This is a genomic window from Glutamicibacter nicotianae, assembly GCF_006539525.1.
Taxonomy (GTDB): domain Bacteria; phylum Actinomycetota; class Actinomycetes; order Actinomycetales; family Micrococcaceae; genus Glutamicibacter; species Glutamicibacter nicotianae.
In genome coordinates this window covers 21,787-42,543 of sequence record NZ_BJNE01000013.1, presented here as the reverse complement: position 1 = coordinate 42,543, position 20,757 = coordinate 21,787, and the positions used below count along the sequence as shown (strand labels likewise).

General features: G+C 62.7%; 17 protein-coding genes and 1 riboswitch. Of the genes, 6 read left to right on the top strand and 11 right to left on the bottom strand.

Annotation, left to right across the window (positions count from 1 at the left end):
* Positions 1-291: 291 nt before the first annotated feature.
* Positions 292-1,866, bottom strand: a complete 1,575-nt coding sequence (locus ANI01nite_RS13125; protein WP_141358490.1) for a DEAD/DEAH box helicase — start codon at positions 1,864-1,866, stop codon at positions 292-294.
* Positions 1,867-2,167: 301 nt separating this feature from the next.
* Positions 2,168-4,264 (bottom strand): MMPL family transporter, encoded by a 2,097-nt coding sequence (locus ANI01nite_RS13120; RefSeq protein ID WP_170214653.1) that lies wholly within the window; start codon positions 4,262-4,264, stop codon positions 2,168-2,170.
* Between the two features lie 173 nt (positions 4,265-4,437).
* Between ANI01nite_RS13120 and ANI01nite_RS13115 the strand changes: the two genes are divergently transcribed.
* The 4 genes from ANI01nite_RS13115 to ANI01nite_RS13100 all read left to right on the top strand — a co-directional run bounded on the left by ANI01nite_RS13115 (position 4,438) and on the right by ANI01nite_RS13100 (position 8,216).
* Positions 4,438-4,935, top strand: coding sequence for a MarR family winged helix-turn-helix transcriptional regulator (locus ANI01nite_RS13115; protein ID WP_038991728.1), 498 nt, complete (start codon positions 4,438-4,440; stop codon positions 4,933-4,935).
* Positions 4,936-4,944: 9 nt separating this feature from the next.
* A complete protein-coding gene (locus ANI01nite_RS13110; RefSeq protein WP_141358486.1) occupies positions 4,945-5,568 on the top strand; it encodes a LysE family transporter in 624 nt (207 codons plus the stop codon).
* A 139-nt stretch (positions 5,569-5,707) separates the two neighbouring features.
* Positions 5,708-6,217 carry a low molecular weight protein-tyrosine-phosphatase gene (locus ANI01nite_RS13105; RefSeq protein ID WP_038991730.1) on the top strand — a complete coding sequence of 170 codons (510 nt, stop codon included), beginning with the start codon at positions 5,708-5,710 and terminating at the stop codon, positions 6,215-6,217.
* A complete protein-coding gene (locus tag ANI01nite_RS13100) occupies positions 6,204-8,216 on the top strand; it encodes a chorismate-binding protein (protein ID WP_141358484.1) in 2,013 nt (670 codons plus the stop codon). Before ANI01nite_RS13105 ends, ANI01nite_RS13100 begins: the two co-directional genes overlap by 14 nt.
* 10 nt (positions 8,217-8,226) lie before the next feature.
* Here the strand turns inward: ANI01nite_RS13100 and cls are convergent, their stop codons facing one another.
* A complete protein-coding gene (gene cls / locus ANI01nite_RS13095) occupies positions 8,227-9,723 on the bottom strand; it encodes a cardiolipin synthase (protein WP_255314538.1) in 1,497 nt (498 codons plus the stop codon).
* Positions 9,724-9,888: 165 nt separating this feature from the next.
* On the opposite strand from cls, the gene ANI01nite_RS13090 reads away from it, so the two are divergent.
* Complete coding sequence (locus tag ANI01nite_RS13090) at positions 9,889-10,764, top strand: aminodeoxychorismate lyase (protein WP_038991732.1); 876 nt, start codon at positions 9,889-9,891, stop codon at positions 10,762-10,764.
* On the opposite strand, the gene ANI01nite_RS13085 is transcribed toward ANI01nite_RS13090, so the two are convergent.
* Both ANI01nite_RS13085 and ANI01nite_RS13080 read right to left on the bottom strand, forming a co-directional pair.
* Positions 10,761-13,088 (bottom strand): ATP-binding cassette domain-containing protein, encoded by a 2,328-nt coding sequence (locus ANI01nite_RS13085; RefSeq protein WP_141358482.1) that lies wholly within the window; start codon positions 13,086-13,088, stop codon positions 10,761-10,763. The two genes, ANI01nite_RS13090 and ANI01nite_RS13085, sit on opposite strands and share 4 nt — an antisense overlap.
* Positions 13,085-13,693: an ECF transporter S component gene (locus ANI01nite_RS13080; protein WP_066141114.1), complete on the bottom strand. Its 609-nt coding sequence runs from the start codon at positions 13,691-13,693 to the stop codon at positions 13,085-13,087. Before ANI01nite_RS13080 ends, ANI01nite_RS13085 begins: the two co-directional genes overlap by 4 nt.
* Before the next feature lie 62 nt (positions 13,694-13,755).
* Positions 13,756-13,876: riboswitch (TPP riboswitch) on the bottom strand.
* Between the two features lie 75 nt (positions 13,877-13,951).
* On the opposite strand from ANI01nite_RS13080, the gene ANI01nite_RS13075 reads away from it, so the two are divergent.
* Entirely contained in the window at positions 13,952-14,203 is a 252-nt protein-coding gene (locus tag ANI01nite_RS13075; RefSeq protein ID WP_038991737.1) for a DUF4235 domain-containing protein, read from the top strand.
* Positions 14,204-14,263: 60 nt separating this feature from the next.
* Here ANI01nite_RS13075 and mnhG read toward each other — a convergent pair whose 3' ends face one another.
* From mnhG to ANI01nite_RS13045, 6 genes are read right to left on the bottom strand one after another with little or no spacing between them, the layout of a single operon-like run.
* Positions 14,264-14,665 carry a monovalent cation/H(+) antiporter subunit G gene (mnhG, locus tag ANI01nite_RS13070; RefSeq protein WP_141358480.1) on the bottom strand — a complete coding sequence of 134 codons (402 nt, stop codon included), beginning with the start codon at positions 14,663-14,665 and terminating at the stop codon, positions 14,264-14,266.
* Positions 14,665-14,931 carry an MrpF/PhaF family protein gene (locus ANI01nite_RS13065; RefSeq protein ID WP_038991741.1) on the bottom strand — a complete coding sequence of 89 codons (267 nt, stop codon included), beginning with the start codon at positions 14,929-14,931 and terminating at the stop codon, positions 14,665-14,667. The genes mnhG and ANI01nite_RS13065 overlap by 1 nt, the downstream gene beginning before the upstream one ends.
* 2 nt (positions 14,932-14,933) lie before the next feature.
* Positions 14,934-15,560 (bottom strand): Na+/H+ antiporter subunit E, encoded by a 627-nt coding sequence (locus ANI01nite_RS13060; protein ID WP_307723211.1) that lies wholly within the window; start codon positions 15,558-15,560, stop codon positions 14,934-14,936.
* An 11-nt stretch (positions 15,561-15,571) separates the two neighbouring features.
* A complete protein-coding gene (locus ANI01nite_RS13055) occupies positions 15,572-17,173 on the bottom strand; it encodes a Na+/H+ antiporter subunit D (RefSeq protein WP_141358478.1) in 1,602 nt (533 codons plus the stop codon).
* On the bottom strand, positions 17,170-17,619 hold the full coding sequence (locus ANI01nite_RS13050; protein WP_038991744.1) for a Na(+)/H(+) antiporter subunit C: 450 nt from the start codon (positions 17,617-17,619) through the stop codon (positions 17,170-17,172). The genes ANI01nite_RS13055 and ANI01nite_RS13050 overlap by 4 nt, the downstream gene beginning before the upstream one ends.
* On the bottom strand, positions 17,616-20,585 hold the full coding sequence (locus ANI01nite_RS13045) for a Na+/H+ antiporter subunit A (protein WP_141358477.1): 2,970 nt from the start codon (positions 20,583-20,585) through the stop codon (positions 17,616-17,618). Before ANI01nite_RS13045 ends, ANI01nite_RS13050 begins: the two co-directional genes overlap by 4 nt.
* Between the last annotated feature and the right edge of the window lie 172 nt (positions 20,586-20,757).

Here is a 20,757-nt window from a genome sequence, read left to right as displayed (position 1 = left end):
CTCCATTGAATTCGAAGGTGCGAGCGGCAGGCCACACTAGGTGGCTTGCCAGTGATTCAGCCCACACTACTGAGCGAATTCCATCAAGTGCAAGCGTTTCCAACATTTACACTCGGATGCAGGTAAAACATCAAAATTTTCAGTAATTTTCCAACTTATTACATAGGAAACGCTTGCACAATCTGGTGTAAAAGTCCCGATTCTCATTTTCCGATCCGCTCGCAACCCCACCACCAAAAAGAAGCCCCAGACAGCTTTTGGCTGTCTGGAGCTTCTTTTGGGTACTAGTTCTTAGCGCCCGCCGGTAGCAGGGCTTGATGCACGGCGTGGTCCACGTGAGCGGCCACCTGCGGCACCTGCAGCATTGCGACCACCGGATCGTGCTGAGCGCGAGGAGTTTGTTGGACGGTCCGCGTTAGCACCGCGCGCACCACGTGAGGGACGCTCGGTGTAGGCACCACGTGAAGGACGCTCAGCGTTAGCACCGCGTGATTCACGTGCTGGACGCTCCGACTGATTTGATGCACCGGAACGATCTGAACGACGACGGTCTCCCCCGCGACCCTGTGCCTCACCGGCAGGCTTGCCGCCACGGGCATTTCGTCCACCACCGCGGCCACCGCGTGCGTTCGAAGATTCGCCAGCAGGCTTCTTCTTCGCTGGGTTACGCTTCTGTTGTGCTGGTGCGACATAAGGGACATGTTCAGCAACTTCGCCGACTACTTTGGCAACAACTGGCGAGTCCAGGCTGACCTTTTCAAAAGGTACCTTCAGGCCGGCCTGCTTCAGCAAGGAAGCAACGTCGCCCTGCTGGTCAGGGGTGCAGATAGTCACGACGGTTCCATCCGAACCGGCACGTGCGGTACGGCCCGAACGGTGGGTGTAAGCCTTGTGCTCCGCAGGTGGATCAATGTGAACCACGAGTTCCACACCATCAACGTGCACGCCACGAGCGGCAACGTCGGTAGCGACAAGCACCTTCGCCTCGCCTGAAGCGAAAGCAGCAAGGTTGCGGTCACGGGCATTCTGCGACAGGTTGCCGTGCAGGTCCACTGCTGGAATGCCAGCCTTGGACAGGGTCAGCGCCATCTTCTTGGCGTGGTGCTTGGTGCGCATGAACATGATGCGGCGGGCAGTGCCCTGAGCCAGGACGCGGATCAGGTCCTTCTTATCATCGTTGCCGATGACGAAGACGTGGTGCTCCATGGTGTTCACAGCGGCCTCGGGCGCATCCACCGAGTGAATGGTCGGGTGGCTCAGGTAGCGCTTGACTACCTTGTCCACGCCGTTATCCAAGGTGGCGGAGAACAGCATGTGCTGGATGCCGGTTGGCATGCGGTCCATGATGCGGCGTACTACAGGCAAGAAGCCCATGTCTGCCATGTGGTCGGCCTCGTCCAGCACGGAGATTTCCAGCTGGGACAGGTCGACGATCTTCTGCTTGATCAAGTCATCGAGGCGGCCTGGGCAGGCGATGACGATGTCAACGCCCTCGTTCATGGCCTTTTCCTGGCGGCTCTGGGCCACGCCACCGTAGATCACGGTGGTGCGCAGGCCGGCAGCCTTCGCCAATGGCTCAACGGTCTTGGCGATCTGGGTTGCCAGTTCGCGGGTTGGAGCCATGATCAGCGCACGGGGGAAACGAGCCTTGCGGCGCTGCGGGCGATCTGCCAAACGCGCTACCAGTGGAAGCGAGAAAGCCAGGGTCTTGCCGGAACCGGTCTGGCCGCGGCCCAGGACGTCGCCGCCGGCGAGAGTCGAAGGCAGGGTCGCTTCCTGGATCGGGAAGGCGGATTCGATTCCGCTGTCGGCAAGGACCTTGGCAAGGTATTCGGGCACACCGAGGGCGCTAAAAGTTACGGACATATTCAAACTTTCTCTCTGATTCGCACGCCTGATGCAGGCGTTGGGTTTCGCCGAGCCAGGAGGAAGTCCGCAACGTGCAAGGCCAAGGCCTGCTACCAAAAGTGAACCGGCGGAGGTTGTCCGGGCGATCTACTGGAGGGGAAATCTAAACTGTCGACGCATACGCCACAGAATTTTCCGGTGACGCACAAAGATCCATACTACAGTGCTCAAGCGGGGCACGTCTGTGAGCGGCCCCGATTTGCACTGCTATGCCGGGAGATGTTCACCACTTGCACTCCCGGATTCTGCGAACTTCTTGCTAGTTCAATTCGAACTTCTTCTTCGCCAATTTCGAGGGCCACCAGACCTTTGATCCAATTTCCTCAACCAGCGCGGGAACCAGCAGGCTGCGGACCACAAAGGTATCGAGCAGCACGCCGAAGGCCACGATGAAGCCCAGCTGGCCCAGGAACATGATCGGCACAACACCCAATGCGGCAAAGGTCGCGGCAAGCACCACGCCGGCGGAGGTAATCACGCCGCCGGTGACCTTCAAGCCCACGCGCATGCCCTCGCGGGTGCCGCGTTTCAAGGATTCCTCGCGCACACGGGTCATCAAGAAGATGTTGTAGTCCACGCCCAGCGCCACGAGGAAGACGAAGCCGAACAGCGGCACGGACGGATCTGCGCCCACGTACCCGAAGACGTTATTGAAGACCAGCGCGCTGACGCCCATGGCGGTGCCGTAGGAAAGCACAGTGGTCAGGATCAGCAGCACCGGCGCCAGAATGGAGCGCAGCAGCAGCATCAGGATCAGCAAGATGGCCAGGAGCGTAATCGGAATGATCTTGAACAGGTCGGCAATCGCCGTCTCGTTGGTATCGAGCTGGGTCGCAGTGGTGCCGCCGACCAGGGCGTTGGCATCGAGCGCGTGCATCTGCTCGCGCAGCTCGACTACGGTTTGCTTGGCGGCATCCGAGTCCGCCGCATCGGACAGGGTCACCGATATCAGGTTGCGGCCTTCGACGCTGTACGGCTCGGCTCCTCGGGCGGCCATCGCCGGTCCCCCGTCTTCGGCCTGCAGGTAGGCCGAATCCACGCCGGTGACATCGAGGGCCTTTTCCAGGGCAGTCTGTGCTTCAGCTTCATCGATGATCACCGTGGCCGGGGAGCCCGATCCGCCAGGGAAGTGCTCGCCCAGGGCGATCTGGCCATCTCGCGCTTCGGAAGCGCCCACCACCAGCTCGCTCTGCGGCACGCCATGGGCCTTGAGCTGGGTCATGCCCAGCGCTCCGACGGCCAGCACCAGCGCAGTAATGATCCAGATCGGGCGCGGATGATTGGCGACAAAACGCGCAATGCGGCCCCACAGGCCTTCTTTCTGCTGGCCCTGGGCATCCGCGGCCGCCGGCTTGGGCGGGAATGGCCAGTAGGCGGCCCGGCCCAGCAGGCCAAGCACCGCCGGCAGGAATGTCAATGCGGCGATGATCGAGAAGATGATGCCCGAGGCGCCGATGGGGCCCAGCGCCTTGTTCGAGTTCAGATCCGAGAACAGCAGGCACAGCAGGCCCACCGTCACGGTGCCGCCCGAAGCGGCAATCGGTTCCACCGAACCCTTCCACGCGGATGCCACAGCCCGCCACTTGTCCTCACCTGCAACGAGGGCTTCCTTGTGCCGTGCCACGAAGAGCAGGGAGTAGTCCGTCGCCGCGCCGATGACCAGGATCGACAAGATGCCCTGGGCCTGGCCGTCCAGGCGGATCCATCCTTCGGATGCCATGAAGTACACCGCGACGATTGCCGCGCAGAGCGCCACCACCGAGGTCAGCAGCACCGTGAACGGAAGCAGGAGCGAGCGGTAGACCAGCAGCAGGATCACCAGCACGGCGGCCAGCGCCACGCCCAGCAGCACTCCGTCAATGCCCCCGAAGGCTTCGACCAGGTCGGCGCTGAAGCCGGCCGGGCCGGTGACATAGGCGCTGGCGCCCTCGGGCTTCTCGGCGGCCAGGAGCGAACGCAGTTCGTCGACTCCCTCGTTGGCCTTCACCTCGCCGGAGACCGGAACAATGAATTCAGCGGCCTTGCCGTCCTCGGAGAGGAAGGGGCCGGTGATCTGGCCGTCAAGATGTGTGAAGCCGTTGAGCGCTTCGCCCACCAGCGCGGCGCTTTCCCGGCTGACCCCGGCATCGCTGGTGAGCAGCACGACCGCTGGAATTGCATCGGTGGAGCGGAATTTGTTCTGCCATTCCAGGGCCTCGGTTGCCTCCGCGGTAGCCGGGAGGAATGAGGTCTGGTCATTGGTCTGGACCTCTGAAAGCTTGCCGAAGGTCGGGCCGCCAATTCCGGCGACACCCAGCCACAGGACGATCAGCAGGGCATAGATTCCCGCCCTGATGCCGACGTTCTTCTTGTTCATTCGCTTCTTGCCCGGTGCCTGGCCGGTTTTCGCTAGATGCGCCACTGATCCGTCCTCACTCGTATTTGCTGCCGGTGGATCGACCAGCGATCCCGAACGCAATACTACAAGATGTATTTCCATTATCGAAATACTTCCTGGGCTATTGAATTTTTCAGACTAGGATTGCGCTTATGAGCGCCAGAGAACAGCACCGCTTGGTCATGCTCCTGCAGGAATTCGGCCAGGCCTCAGACCGGTACGTTGAGTCCACCGGAGCACTGTACGGAACCCATCGCACGGACATGAATGCGCTGTCGATCATCATGAAGCACGAGCAACGCGGCCAGCTGCCTTCTCCCCGCGACCTGAGCCGCGAACTGCAGCTGAGCTCCCCAGCTACCACCGCCATGCTCGACCGCCTTGAAAAACTGGGCATGATCGAGCGCCAGCGCTCGGATGCGGACCGCCGTGTCATCCGCATTGCCATGACCGCCAAAGCACGAGGCAAGGGCAGGGAAATGTTCATGCCGCTGGGCATCAAAATGCGCGAAGTGATCAGCCACTACGACGAACAGCAGCTGCAGGTCATAGCCCGTTTCATGGCCGAAGCGGTTGCCGGAGTGGACAGTGCTCGCGAAGAAGCCGTAACAGCGCGCAACGAATCAGCCCGCAGCATCCCGGCAACCTAGCATTAAGCAGTGACCCTTTCACTCTGGCTTTCCCTTCTCAGCGCCTGCATCGTCATCAGCTTCACCCCCGGTGCCGGTGCGATCAATACCATGAGCAATTCCTTGAGGCAGGGCTGGGGCGCTTCCATCTGGGGCGTGCTCGGGCAGCAGATCGCCCTGCTGATCCATGTGGTCATCGTCGCAGCCGGAGTCGGGCTGCTCGTGGCCAGCTCGCCGTTGCTCTTCGCCATCATCCGCTACGCCGGAGCTGCCTATCTGGTGTACCTGGGCATCCGGATGCTGCTCTCCAAACCGGAAGTCGCCTCCGACGGATCCAGCAGCGGGCACAAGCTGACCCCTTGGGCCATGCTCAACCGCGGCATCCTGGTCAACCTGCTCAACCCCAAGGCCATAGTTTTCTTCCTGGCTTTCACCCCGCAGTTCATCCGCGCCGACCAGCCGCTCCTGGCCCAATACGCCATCTTCATCGGCACGGTCGTCGTGGTGGACATCCTGGTGATGTTCTTCTTCTTTGCCGGCACCGCCCGTACCTTCCAGCGCTTCACCGCCACCTACCGGGGTGCCAAGCTGCTGAACATCCTCTTCGGCATCCTATTCATCCTGGTCGCCGCGCTGCTGTTGCTGATCCACTAATTTTTTCTCCCCCAAAGCCGTCTTGAACCCCTAGTCGTAACCCATTCATGGCCCTGCGCACCGAATCGTTGCCGTTTTGTTGCCGGGAAACGGGCGCGTAGCTATCGATCGAATCGCCTTGTGCCCATAGACTGATGCCATGTTCCGGATAATGATCGTGTGCACGGGAAATATCTGCCGTTCCCCCATGGCCGAGTACATGCTCAAGAATGCGCTCAAGGACGCCGAGGTCTCGCAGGTGGAGGTCATTTCGCGAGCCATCACCGATGGCGAAGTCGGCAAGCGCATCGATGAGCGGGCCGCCAGTACGCTGCGCAGCCATGGGCTTGATGCTGCTGAGCACATTGCCGCCCAGATCGACTCGGACGAAATTGCCAAGATGGATCTTGTCCTGGCAATGGACACCGACCACTTCGAGGATCTCGTTCCCGAATTGGCCGAGATCGATCCGAGCGAACGCCCGCAGCTGCGGATGTTCCGTTCCTTCGATCCGGGAACCGCGAGCTCCCCGCACGACCAGCAGGGCATTTACGACCCTTGGTACGGTGACGCGGGAGATTTCCGCGAGACCTGGAAACTCATTTCTGCTTCCCTGCCTGCCCTTGTAGATTACGTGCGGAGTAATATCACCTCTCGTGGAAACCGCTAGACCAACACTTATTGCCATTGACGGGCGTTCCGGATCCGGCAAAAGCACCTTTGCAACAGACCTAGCGGAATACTTGGAAGCCACCGCCTCCGTAGCTATTTTGCGCCTTGAAGACCTCTACCACGGTTGGGATGGACTGCACAGTTCCTTCGAGCTGTATGAACGGATCCTGCCGCAGCTGGCAGCAGGGCTCACCGCTGCATACCCCACCTGGGATTGGGAATCAAGTACCCTCGGCCAATCCAGCAACTTCTCGTCTGCCGAGATCGTTGTCGTTGAAGGCGTCGGCGCGCTCCATGGCGCAGCCCGGAAGTACCTCGACCTCGGAATCTGGCTTGAGGCCCCGGAAAACTGCCGCCGCGACCGGGCGCTGGCCCGCGACGGCGAGACCTACCGCCCGTACTGGGACATGTGGGCCGAGCAGGAAGATCGGTACCTGAAGGCCCATAACCCGCACCACGCGGCCGACCTGGTGATGGACGCCGCCAGCGACCGCGATCCCATGCAAATCTGGGCACTGGCCTGCCCATACCTGCCCGCCGGAATACGCCAGCGGTGCGCAGGCCCCAACACGGCTCCCAGCGTCCTGGAATTCCGCCAGAGCTACGAGGCGCCAGGTGATGCGGCCTCGCTTTTCGAGCAACTGGCCGCTGCCCTTCCGCATGCCGCGTTATTGGAATCGACAAGCCACAAGCTCAGCGACCCATTGGGACGCAATCGCTATTCGGTGCTTGCTCTCTCCACTGCTCAGCAGCCGCCGTTGCTGAGCGCTACCAGCCACGGCACGAGCATCCGACTGCCCGGCGCTGAAGTACGGCTGGGCAAAGATTTCTTCCGCGCCCTGGCTGGCTGCTGGCCTGGCTCGCCAATCGATGCGAAAACCGGCTATCCGTTGCCCGCATGGGTGGGGTATCTCGGGTATGAGCTGAAACGCGAGGTCGGCGCCGCAGATCTGCAGGCTGTGGTTGAACCCGGACGGGTACGCCCGGATGCCCAGTTCTTCGCGCCGGACACCGTGGTGGTCATCGACCATCACCAAGAGCAGATGCATCTGCACAGCATTGCCGAGCCCGCAGCGGCAGTGAGCATCCTATTGGGCAACCCGCCAGAACTGCGCAGCGGGCGGGAATTGCCCATCCCGGAATTCAGCTGCGCGGATACTGCAACCGGCTACAAGCACAAGATCCGCAAAGCTCAACGGGAGATCTATGAAGGCAACACCTACGAAGTGTGCCTGACCACCGAGTTGACCGCCCATGCCGAACAGTTCGATCCATTCGAAGCCTATTGCCGCATGCGCCGCTCCAGCCCGGCACCCTTTGCCCACTACCTGCGCTTCGCCAATCTGCAGATCGCCAGCATGTCGCCGGAACGCTTCCTCGCGCTGTCCAAGGACGGGCAGCTGCGGGCCGAGCCGATCAAGGGCACCCGTCCGCGCGGCGAGAATGAAGAATCGGATCTCGCTTTGAAGCATGATTTGGCTACGCATCCCAAGGACCGGGCCGAGAACATCATGATCGTCGACCTGCTGCGCAACGACCTGTCGCACCATGCGGTTCCCGGTTCGGTGAAGGTAGCCCGGCTGTGCGCGGTGGAATCCTATGCGACGGTGCACCAGATGGTCTCGACCATCGACGCCACGCTGTCCTCCCCGCACTTGGCCGCCGAGGCCCTGCGTGAAGCGTTCCCTCCCGGTTCCATGACCGGTGCACCGAAGCTGTCCACAATGAATATCCTGGATGAGCTGGAAGACCATCGTACCCGCGGACTGTACTCAGGGGCGGTGGGCTATTTGGGTGCTGATGGCGCTGCCGACTTCTCAGTGGTGATCCGCACCCTGGTCTGCGACCAGCTGGCTGACCAGTCATGGCGCTTGAGCTTGGGCTTAGGCGGAGCGATTACCGCAGATTCGGTACCCGCCGACGAATGGGACGAGGTCATCACCAAATCCCGTGGTGTGCTCCAGGCGCTGGGGGCCAGCTTCCCGGACGAATCCTAAGCGCTACGCGTCACTGCAAGGTGGCCGTCAGGCGTGCGACGTTGTCGATCCAACGTTGCATGCGCGGCCGGCGGCGCCACTGCGACAGGGTGATCTCCGAAGAAATATCCCGATAGTGGTTCTGCACCTGGTTGACCGCATCGACCATTTCCCGGCCCAGCAGCATCACGGATATCTCCATGTTCAGGCTGAACGAACGCATATCCATATTCGAGGATCCCACCACCGCCACCTCGTTATCCACGGTGAAGCACTTGGTATGCAGCACCATGGGAGCCGGATACCGGTGGATGCGCACGCCGGCTTCCAGCAGCTGCTGGTAATACGACTGCTGTGCATGGTGCACCAGGAACTGGTCGCCTTCTTCGCAAACATACAACTCGACTTCCACCCCGCGCTGTGCGGCAGTGGTGATGGCGTAGAGCAGCGAATCGTCGGGAACGAAGTAGGGACTGGTGATCTCCAGGCGTTCGGAGGCCGAATAGATCAGCGTATTGAACAGCCGAAGGTTGTTCTCGGTCCCGTAGCCTGGGCCGCTGGGCAGCAGCTGCGCCAGGGTGGAGCCAGGGCGTTCCTCGTATGCCAGCGGGTGGCGGGCCTCGGCCATGTCCATCAGCACTTCCTGGTCGTCGTCCTCCTGCCACCAGTCGGTAGCGAAGGTGACGTCCAGGCTGCGCACCAGCGGGCCTTCGACGCGCAACATCATTTCAACCCATTCGCGGCCAACCTTGTGGGCGGACTCGCGCTTGTAGCCAGGTTCGATCAGGTTCTGGCTTCCGGTGAAAGCCACCTCGCCGTCAACCACCAGGATCTTGCGGTGGTTGCGCAGATCCGGGCGTCGCCAGCGCCGGCCAATCAAGTCGATGGGCAGCATCGGGTGCCAGTTGATATTGGACTTCTTCAGGCGCTTCTTGAAATCCTTGTAGCCCTTGACGCGCAAGGTCCCCAAGTGGTCGAAAAGCAATCGGACGTGCACGCCGCGATCCGCTGCCGCTTCCAGCGCATCGAGTACCGGCCCAACATAGTCCGGGTCATCGCCCATGATGTAGAACTGGATGTGCACATAACGGGTGGCCTTTTCGATTTCCAGTCGCATTGCGTCAAGCGAGGCACGGTAATCGGAAAGGACCTCAACTTGGTTTCCGCCTTCCAGCGGCATGGCACCAAGGTTGCGATTGAGCATGACCGCCGATTCGACCCATTCCTCCTGGGAATGGAATTCTTCGGGCAGCTGCATGTGGCTCGTGGCCTTCATGATTTCATCGTGAGCCCGCCGCTGCTTTTCCAACCGGCTGCGCGACAGCCGTGGATTGGCGAATAGCCAATAGGCGACAAGTCCTACCACGGGCAGGAAGAAGATGGCCAAGAGCCATGCCATTGCGGTGGTGGGGCGCCGGTTGCCCGGAACGATGCCGATCATGAAGTAGCGGACCGCAAGCTCAATCGCGACCAGCACGCTCCAGAGAACACCGCCGATCTGCAAGAAGACTTCATTGCTCGGCCACACGTAGGCACCCCCTTTGGCTATACACTCGAAGTTGGCATTTCGGCCTCTGATCTGCGATATACAGGCCAAAATCCTTCGATTAGCTTATCGAACAATCTCCTGCTTGTCTGAATCTCCGCCCGCAGAAATCACGCAGAAGACGCTGGGGTTCGATAATCTGTCTTTATGAGCTCACTTGTATTCTTGGATCCTGCCTATCCGGCCGGACGTCTTGCCGATATCACCGCACCGCAGCTTCTGGTCACTGCACAGGGAGTCACGCGAGGTGATGGCATCTTCGAATCGATGCTCTACACCAACCAGGCCGTCCGCAAATTCGAAGCGCATCTGGCACGGTTGGCAATCTCTGCTGAAGTCGCAGACCTGGCCATCCCCGATTCGCGCAGCTGGTATGCCGCGGTCGACACCGCGGTGGCCGACTTCGACGCCACCGGCGGCGCCGAAGAGGCCGTGGTGAAGCTGGTCGCTGCACGCGGCGAGCACGACAACGATCCCGCCATTTGCTGGGTCACCGTCACCCCGGCACCGGCGCTGGGCAAGGAACAGCGCGAAACCGGCGTGGATGTCCTGCTGCTGGACCGCGGCTACGACTCGAAGCTGGCAGAACGCGCACCATGGCTCATGATGGGCGCCAAGACCCTCTCCTATTCGATCAACATGGCCGCCCTGCGCTACGCGCACAAGCACGGCGCCCATGACGTCATCTTCACTTCGGCTGACGGCATCATCCTCGAAGCTCCGACCTCAACCGTGCTGGTTGCCCAGCGCGATGGCGAGACCAAGCGGCTGCTCACCCCGATGCTGGAAACCGGCATTCTGCCAGGCACCACGCAAAGCGCGATCTTCGATGCGGCGGCGCAGGACGGCTGGGAGCTGGGCTATGGCCCGCTTCGCCCTGAAGACCTGTACCAGGCCGACGGCGTGTGGCTGGTGTCATCGATCCGCCTGCTCACCCCGGTGCGCACCATCGATGCCAAGCCGTTGCGGCTGGACGCCGAGCTCCATGAGGAGCTCAGCGCCCTGAGCGACGCAATCCGCTAGGACCACACCAGGTTGTAGGTCCCTGCCAGCACGGCCGCAGCCATGGCGGTCGTGCCAAGCAGGATTCCGGTTGCCAGCACCATGCCATCACGCCAGGTGAAGGTGGCCGTGCGAATCCAGGTGCGCTTGGCCGTGCCGAACCCCTTGGCCTCCATCGTGGTTGCCAACCGTCCGGCGCGGCGTATCGCCTGCACCAGCAACGCCAGCACCTGGCCGAGGGTTGCCCTGATGCGCTGGCCCACGGTGCCGAAGTTTCCGACACCGCGAGCACGCCGGGCTAGGGTGAGCGTGGTGAATTCTTCCACCATCAGCCCAAGCAATCGCATGCCTGCCAGCGCCCCGAGCACAAACCGGTGCGGGACCTTCAGCTGCTGGGACAGCGCCCCGCCCAAATCGCTGGGGTTCGTGGTGGCCAGCAGCAAGATGCACGGGATGGCCAGTGCGAAGGCGCGCAGTCCGGTGGCGATGCCGCCGGCTACCGATCCCTCGGTGATGCTGAAGGCGCCGAATTGCGCGTACACCATGCCGCTGTCCTGGCCCACCAGGGCAATGCCCCAGGCCGCGAAGATCCCGGCAAGCAGCAACGGCCACGCACGCTTGAGGAATTTCAGCAGGCTCAGCCCGGCCAGCGGGAAGAACACCACGGTCGCCAGGATAATCACCAGTGCCGAGACCCAATCCAAGGTGGTGATCAGCGGCAGCGTTGCCGCGGCCACCGCACCCAGCTTGGCCAGCGGATTGATCTTCGCCAGCCAGCTGTGCCCTACCGGCGCATCGAGCACCGGCCCTTGGCGCGGGGCATCAGCATCCGGGGTGCCGGAAGCGAGCACCAGCTGGTTGGCCTGGAGCACCGAGGCAAAATGCTCATCGTGGGTGACTGCAATGATCGCAGTGCCCTGCTGCAGCTCTTCGACCAGCAACCCGGCCAGTTCCCGCCAGGTGTTCGCATCCTGCCCGAACGTCGGCTCGTCGAGGATAAGCACCTCTGGCGAGGCTGCCAAAACGGTGGCCACGGACAGTCGGCGCTTCTCTCCGCCGGAGAGCGTGAACGGATTCGCCTCAGCCAAATGCGCCAACCCCAAGCGTTCAAGCAACGCATCGACGCGCGCCTGGACCTGGGCCGGGTCGTACTTCGGCGCGTTGGAGCTGCTCGCCTGCGCACGGCTGGGTGCGAAAGCCAGCTCTTCGCGGACGCTCTGCGTCACGAACTGGTGTTCGGGCTCCTGGAAGACCGAGCCGATCCGCCCGATCAGTGCACCGGCTTTCCAAGCAAACGGGGAATTGCCCAGGCCGTCGGCCAGTTGCGCGGTGGCCGTCAGCTCACCGCTGGCCGGGGCCAGCAAACCGCCCAAGGCCAGGGCCAGCGTCGATTTGCCGGCGCCGTTCTCGCCGAGAATCACCGTGGCGGTGCCCGCCTGCACTTCCATATCCACCGCCTGGGTATGCGGCGCGGTAGCCGTGCGGGCGCAGACCAGCTGCCGCGCTTCCAGCAGCATGGCTCCGGCAAGGTTCTCGGCCGGTGCCACCTGCGGAACATATCCGGGAACCCATAGCCCGGCGGCAGCCAGCTCCTGGCGCACGGGGTCTTCGGTGTACAGCTGACGCGGATCCAGGTCGTGCGCGACTCCCCCGCCCGGTTCCAGCACGATAACCCGGTCCATATGCTCTGCCCAGGCTTCGAGCCGATGCTCGACCACAACCAGCGTGGCACCGGATAGCTTCGCGGCGTTCAGCACCGCATCGCGCAACGGCCCGATGCTCTGCGGGTCCACGTTGGCGGTCGGTTCATCGAGCAGCATGAGGCCGGGTTCCATGGCCAGGATGCCAGCCAGGGCCAAGCGCTGCTTCTGCCCGCCGGAGAGCTGCTGGGTGCGGTGGTCGAAGGACAGCGCGCCCAATCCGACCGCGTCCAGCACTTCGGGGATCCGCTGGCGGATCACGCCCGGATCCATCCCGAGGTTCTCCGCTCCGAAGGCCACATCATCGGCGACCCTGCTTTGCACGACCTGGGTTTCCGGGTCCTGCTGCATCAAGCCCACCGGGTGGCTCCGGCTGAACGCATCGTTGCCATCAATCAGCAGCTGGCCGGCAAGCTGCTGATCCTCATCGGCTTCCAGCAGCCCGGCCATTGCATGCAGCAACGTCGACTTGCCGGCACCGGATGGACCGAGCAGCAGCACCTTTTCACCGGCGTGGATCTGCAGATCCAGCCCCGAGATGGCAGGTTCCTGCCGCTCCGAGTGCTGCCAGCCGAAACCAGTTGCGGTGATTGACGCTCCGCGCTGGGTCAGCGAGGCGGCATCGGAATTGGCAACTGAACTCATTTTGCGGTTTCCAGGTGTGCACGCCGGCTCGCCAGTGCGCTCAGGGCACCGGTCTTCGCCAGTCCGCGCGTGGCCAGCCAGGACAGCAGCCCGGCGATGACCAGACCGGAAACACCGGTGGCGATCACGTGGAAGATCTTCATCCCGGCGGTGTACTCGACGTAGTAGGCCAGGATGTATGCCTCGGTAATGCCGGCGAACAGGCCGGAGAACAGGCCTGCCAGAAGTGCCACGCCCAGGTTCCACTTGCGGTAGCGGAATGCCGCGAAGACCAGCTCCGCGCCCAGGCCCTGGACCAGGCCGGAGATCAGCACGGTCAACCCATAGTGCGAGCCGAGCAGCGCTTCAACCACGGCGGCCAGCAGCTCGCAGTAGAGCGCGGCGCCAGGCTTGCGGATAATCAATGCGCCGAGCACCGCGGGGAACAGCCACATGCCGGTGAGCAGCGCGGTGGCTGGAGGGAAAGCCGCGAAGGCCAGCGAAAACAGGCCGTAGCCGGCACTCCATGCCCAGAAAATGACTCCTGAAGCCACGGCGATCACCGATGCCACGACGATATCGACGACACGCCAGCCGGTACGATGCTTCGAAATTGTTTCGTTCATTGTTGGTCCTCCTGTGGAAAGGAGGGGGGATGCACGGAATGAGGGCATGCTGCGCCTATCCGCATCCGAGATGCTCGACTTCCTTCGCCGGTACTAGCCGGGGCAGGTTCGAGGGTCTGCGATCCATCGCACTCTCAGCGTCCTGCGACTTCGTAGAAGTCTGACGCTCCCCTGTCGGAATAATTACTGCTCCCCCACCATACCGCAGGTATGCTGGGCAGAGGAACGATGTGTCACGAGCTTGATCGCGAGGAAAAAATGGATAAAGTGCAGAAACTTGTCACTACCGGCATCACCGTTGGCGCGGGCATGCTCGGTGGCAAGCTGGTTGATTTCATTTGGTTGAAGGCAACTGGCAGCAAAGCGCCACGCAAGGGCACCGAGGAAGCGGCTGAAGCGTCCTTCCGCCGCGCATTGGGCTTCGCGATCGTCTCGGCCCTGGTGGCAGCGATCATGCAGACCGTGGCCGACCGCAGCGCCAACAAGGTTGTTGCCAAGTTCACCAAATAGGCTTCGGCGGCAAGCCGAGAGCGGGAGCAGTTCAGCTGAACTGCTCCCGCTCTTTTCGCATTACTTGTCCTCTGGCGCTTCGGCCTTGGACATCGGTGTTGCTCCGGTGGGCGGTGCGCCATTGACCCTGTTGACCACGAGGCTGAGCTCATCGGAGAACAGGGTTTCCTTGGCCGCGTGCTTGGTGCGGTAGCCGGAACGGCCGATCATGTGGGCGGAAACCGGCGCTGTCAGCAGCTGCATGCCCCAAGCCAACGCGAGGACCGGGATCACCGCCCAGCTGCGCAGGTAGATGACCAACCCGGCGAAGATCAGCAGGAAGCCGAGCACCTGCGGCTTGGTGGCCGCGTGCATGCGGGTGAGCATGTCCGGGAAGGTGAGCAAGCCGATGCCTGCGATCAAGGACATCAGGCAGCCGAGGATCAGCAGGATGGCGACGAGGATATCGAGGAAGAGTTCCATTAGGCATTCCTCTGATCCGAGACGAAGCGTGAGACGGTCACCGAGCCGATGAAGCCGAGCATGCACGCGGCAACCACGAACAGCAGGTAGTCGGTGTGCTTGTGCAGCACCATCTCCAGGCACAGGGCGGCGGAGATGATCAGCAGCATCACGTCCAGGGCAAGCACCCGGTCAAGGATTGATGGCCCCTTGGCAACCCGGATCAGGCAGGCGATGGCACCCAGCCCGAGCATGATGCCGCAGATCCAGATGACGATATCCAGCATGTCTACCCCTTCCTCGCAGCGAAGTCCGGTCCGCATTCGCTCTTGATCGCCTCGTACTCGTCACGGCTGCCGATGGCCATGATCAGCCGGCGTTCGATGTCCCGGATAGCTGCCCGTGCCGTCTCCACATCCTCCGGCGACTGGATGTCGATGTAGTGCAGGTACAGGGTCGACGAGCTGCGGTCCACGTCGATCACGAAGGATCCCGGGATCAGCGTGAGCACGTGGCCCACGGTCATCACGATCAGGTCCGAGCCGGTGCGCAGCGGGACGGCGATGATCGCGCTGCGGGTGTTCTTCCCGCGGACCATTGCCAGCCAGGCCACGTGGACGCTGGCCGCGACAACCTGACCGAGGAACCAGATGAACAGCTTCACGCAGTACCAGAGGTTGATCCGGCCCGAAAGGACCACCGGCGGCAGCGGGAACAGGTTCACGATCACCAGCGCAATGACCGCCCCGAAGATCATGTTCGCCAGCGAGAAGTCCTGCCAGAGGGCGCCCCAGACGAAGAGCAGCAGCAGCAGGAGCGGCCACTCCTGCTTGAGTGTCGCACGGTGGCGCACGCCGGAGGTATCCAGCGCATCATCGATGCGCTGGTCGCGCGGTTCAAAGTTCTTGTTCGGCATCATCCCTCCAATCAGAATGGCAAGATCGAGCTGATATATGGTTCGCGGGCGATCAGCTCAGCGGCCACCCGCTCGCAGAATTCGAAGATCGGCCCGGCAAAGACGGTCAGGGCGATGCCCGCCAGCACCAGCGAACCGGTGGCATAGCGCATGCCCCAGGGCAAGGAGTCGGCTTCCAGCTGCTTGGCCAGCTTCAAGCCCAGGCGCGGGTTCTGCGCACCGCCGGCCAGCGTCTCGTCGGCGACCTGCGTCGCTTCGGCCACCAGCTCCTGGTTGGGCACCTCGGCATCGGCGGCACGGCGCCAGAACACGCGGGCCCACACGCGGATGATCGTCAGCAGGGTCAGCAGGCTGGTCAGCAGCCCGGCTCCGATCACTACCCAGGTCAGCGGGTCGGCGTGCTGCGCGGCAGCATGCAGCAGCCCGAACTTGCCCAGGAACCCGGAGAATGGCGGGATGCCGCCCAGGTTGATGGCCGGGATGAAGAAGAGCAGGGAGAGCGCCGGGGACAGCTTGGCCAGCGAACCGAGCCGGGTGACATTAGAGCTGCCGGCACGGCGTTCGATCAGGCCCGCCACCATGAACAGCGAGGTCTGCACGATGATGTGGTGGCCGACATAGTAGATGGTCGCGGCGATGGCCAGCGGCCCGCCCACTGCCACGCCGAAGATCAGATAGCCGATGTGGCTGGTCAGCGTGAAGGAGAGCATGCGCTTGAAGTCCGTCTGCGCCAGCGCACCGAGGATGCCGATGACCATGGTCAGCGCGGACACCACCAGCAGGCCGGCGTTGACCGAGCCGCCCGGGAAGAGCAGGGTTTCGGTGCGGACGATCGCGTAGACGCCCACCTTGGTCAGCAGCCCGGCGAACACAGCGGTGACCGGTGCCGGCGCGGTCGGGTAGGAGTCCGGAAGCCACAGCGACAGCGGGAAGACCGCGGCCTTGATGCCGAAGGCGATCAGCAGCAGCACATGCAGGATCAGCTGCGGGCCCTGGCCCAATTCAGGCAGCTTCACCGCGAGGTCTGCCATGTTCACCGTGCCGGTGGCCGCGTAGATCATCGCGATGGCCATCAGGAAGATCACCGAGGAGACCACCGATACCACCACATAGGTGGTGCCGGCGCGGATGCGTTCAGCGGTGCCGCCCAGAGTCAGCAGCACATAGCTGGCGGTGAGCAGGATTTCGAATCCGACATACAGGTTAAAGAGGTCGGCTGCCAGGAAGGCGTTGGACACGCCGGCGAGCAGGATCAGGTAGGCCGGATGGAAAATCGACACCGGTCCGGGCTCATCCCCATCGGCCAGGCCCTGGCTGGTGGCGAAGAGCAGCACGGCGAGCGAAACAACCGTGGAGACCAGCAGCATGAACGAGCTGAACCCGTCGACCATCAGCGCGATGCCGAAAGGCGAGTCCCACCCGCCAATGTGGATGGCGTAGCTTTCCCCGCCCCACACGGCGGCGAGCATCCCGGCTTCGAGCACCAGGGTCAGGGTGAGGATGCCGATAGTGATCAGGCGCTGCATGCGGACCTGGCGGCGGGCCAGGAACGCGGCACCGGCGCCGAAGATCGGCAGCACCACAGCCAACGGGGCTAGATCCAGGAAATTCACTCTTCCCCCTCGCGCACTGGGCGGCCTTCTTCATCGACGAATTCGGTCGTGTCCTCAGCCACCGGCGAGTCCTCTTCCTCGTCGTAGGCGGTCTTCTGGGACACCTTGATATCTTCGGTGTCATCGGTGAGCTCATCGGCGCTGGTCAAGGTCCAGGACCGGTAGATCATCGCGAGCAGGAACGCGGTCACTGCGAAGGTGATCACGATCGCTGTGAGGATCAGCGCCTGCGGCAGCGGATCGGAATACTCGTCCGCGGGCACCTCGGGGTTGAACAGCGGTGCGGCTCCCTTGCGGCCGCCACTGGTGAGGAGCAGCAGGTTGATGCCGTTGCCCAGCAGCATGATGCCCAGCAGCACACGGGTCAGGGTGCGTTCGAGCACCAGGTAGAAGCCGGCGGCCAGCAGCACGCCGGTGACGACGAGGAAGGTGATATTCACGCTCATCGGCCAACTCCTGTCCGTGATGACTGGATTTCATCGTGGCGGTCCACCGGGCTGCGGCCTTCGGACAGCGAATCGATTTCGCTGCCCAGGGAACGCAGCACATCCTGCACGAGGCCAAGGACCACCAGATACACTCCAATATCGAAAATCGTTGAGGAAACGAACTTGTGCTCGCCGAAGAACCAGAATTCCAGGGCATAAGTGGTGAAGATTCCATCGCCCAGCAGCAGCGGCACGATGCCGGCCAGGCCGGCCAGCGCAATGCCGCCGCCAATCAGCATGCCCGGAGCGATGCGCATTGACTCGGACAGTTCCACGCGGCCTCCGGCCAGGTAGCGGATGGTCAGCGCCAAGCCCGCAATCAGCCCGCCCGCAAAGCCGCCGCCCGGGGTGTTGTGACCGGTCAGCAGCGTGTACACCGACATGATCAGCACGGTGTGGAACATCAGCCGGGTGACCACTTCGAAAATGATCGAGCGGCGTTCAGCGACCAGCGTGTTGCCGGCCATCAGCCAATCCTGGTTGGAGCTGGAAGCGAAACGCCGCGCGATGCGCAGCTCGGTTTCCTTCGAGTCCTTCGTGCCGATGGCTTCGGATCCTGCATCGATGCTGCCCGGGGCCACGTGGTGGGCGCGTACCCGGTTGCCGAAGCTTCGTCCGGCGAAGATCAGCGACGCCACACCGGTGGCTGCCGCCGACAGCACGGTAATTTCGCCGAAGGTATCCCACACGCGCATATCCACCAGGGCCACGTTGACGATGTTCTTGCCGAATCCGTCGTAGTAGGCCAGATCGGGCCAAGCCAGGGAAATGCGTGCCTCGGTGCGCGCGGCCATCATCGCGATGGCGATGTAGACGACCATCAAGGCCAGGGAGATCGCCAAGATCGCCCGGCCCCACTTGATCTTGGTCAGCCCGACCCACAGCCGCTTGGGCAAGGCGCGCAGGGCGAGCACGAACGAGACCAGCACGATGGTCTCCACCAGCAGCTGGGTCAGTGCCAGGTCGGGGGCACCTTGCAGGGCGAAGATCGCGACCATGCCGTAGCCGGTTACCGAAACCATCAGCACCGCCATGAAGCGCTTCGGCGCGGTAATGGCAACCACCGCACCGGCGATGATCACCGCACCGATCAGCAGCTGCGCCGGGTGGTCGGCAATGATCCAGTTCGTCGGCCACGGGGTGTAGACGGTCAGCGCGATGGCCAGCGGAATCACCAGCACCACGACCAGGATGACGCCCAGGTAGAAGGACAGCGAACCGCGCTGGGTGCGGCCGGTGATCCAAATGGCCGCCTTGTCCAGCACGTTCACCGACATGCGGTAGATCTCCTCGGCTGAGGTGATCATCCGGCGCAGCGGGGCGCCGGTGTCGGTGCGGTGGCGCAGCCAGAAGAAGCACAGGCCCAGGCCCACGGAAATGGCACTCAGCCCGAGGGCCGCGTTGAAGCCGGCGAAGGGCAGCAGGTGCATCTTGCCAGGGCCGCCCTGCGCGGCCGACCAGTGGATGGCCAACGGCTCCACCAGCTGCGGGTAGAGGCCGAGGAACAGCGTCGCCGCCGAAAGAACCAGCAAGGGGGCCAGGAAGATCAGCGTCGGGGCCTTGCACTGCAGCGCGGGCAGCTTCTTTTTCTTCACGCCAAACGCTCCGAAGAAGAAGCGCAGCGAATAGGCCATGGTCAGCGCTGCGCCTAGCAGGATGCCGATGAGTGCCGCGAGCGACCACCCGGTATCCAGGTGCAGGGCCGCCTCGTAGACAGCCTCCTTGGCGACAAAGCCGAACAGCAGCGGCACGCCGGCCATGGAGGCGGCGGCAATGCCGGTGGTCGTGGCCAGGATCGGCATGACCCGGCCCAAACCGGTGAGCTTGCGGATATCACGCGTACCGGTGTTGTGGTCGATGATGCCCACGCTCAAGAACAGCGTCGCCTTGAACAGGCCGTGCGCCAGCGTCATGGCCAGTGCCGCGAAGGCGGCTTCGTGGGTGCCGAAGCCGAAGACCGCGATGATGAAGCCCAGTTGCGAGACCGTGCCGAACGCGAGGATCAGCTTGAGGTCGTATTGCTTGAGCGCCCGGTATCCCCCGATGAGCATGGTCAGAATGCCGATGCCGACGGTCATGGGTGCCCACAGCGCGGTCTCGGCAAAGCCGGGGGCCAGGCGGGCGATCAGGTAGACGCCGGCCTTGACCATGGCCGCCGCGTGCAGGTACGCGGAGACCGGAGTCGGGGCCGCCATGGCACCGGGCAGCCAGAAGTGGAAGGGCACCAGGGCCGACTTGGAGATCGCCCCAACGATGATCAGTGCCACCGCGACATCGGTGAAGGTCCCCATCGCCACCAGCGCATCGGCCGACGCCAGGATTTCCGACAGCTGGTAGCTGCCGGCCGCCGCGCCGAGCATCAGGATGCCGGCGAGCATCACCAGACCGCCGAGGGTCGTGATGATCAGCGCGTTCATGGCCGAACGGCGCGCGGTGATCAGGGCCTGGCTGAAACCGATCAGCAAGTAGGAAAGGACACTCGTGATTTCCCAGAAAATGAACATGATGATGATGTCATCTGCCGTCACCAGGCCGGTCATGGCCCCGGCGAAAGCTACCATCTTCGCCGCGAAGCCGCCGATCTGCGGATCATCATTCTTGAAGTAGCGGGCGCAATAGAACAGCACCAGCGCGCCCACGCCCAGGATCAGCAGCAGGATTGTCGCGGCCAAGGAATCCATGCGGAAATTCAGGGCGATGTTCAGCCCGGGAATCCATTCCATCTGAACTGATGGCGGCGCATTCGGCGCACCATTGGCCAGTGAATTGTCAGCGGAAAGCACCGCAGGCATGCGGGTCAGCAACCAAATGAATCCCACTGCAGGAACGACCGCCACAACGTAGAAACCGTTACGCTTCAGGGCCCTGAATATCAGTGGGCATGAAAGAGCGGTCACAAACAGCGCAGTGAGAATTATTAGCACGCATTTCCTCTGTCGGCTGGTGGTGGGCAGAGTATCCAGAACGCCGCAAAAAGCGTCTGCATCTGTAATTTTATCAGCCAGCAGCTGCCTTCCATTGCAGGAATGTGTCGTTTAAGGAATATTCCCCGCGTTTTCCGCAACCAGCTGATTTTCTGAATCGCTCGATTTTCTC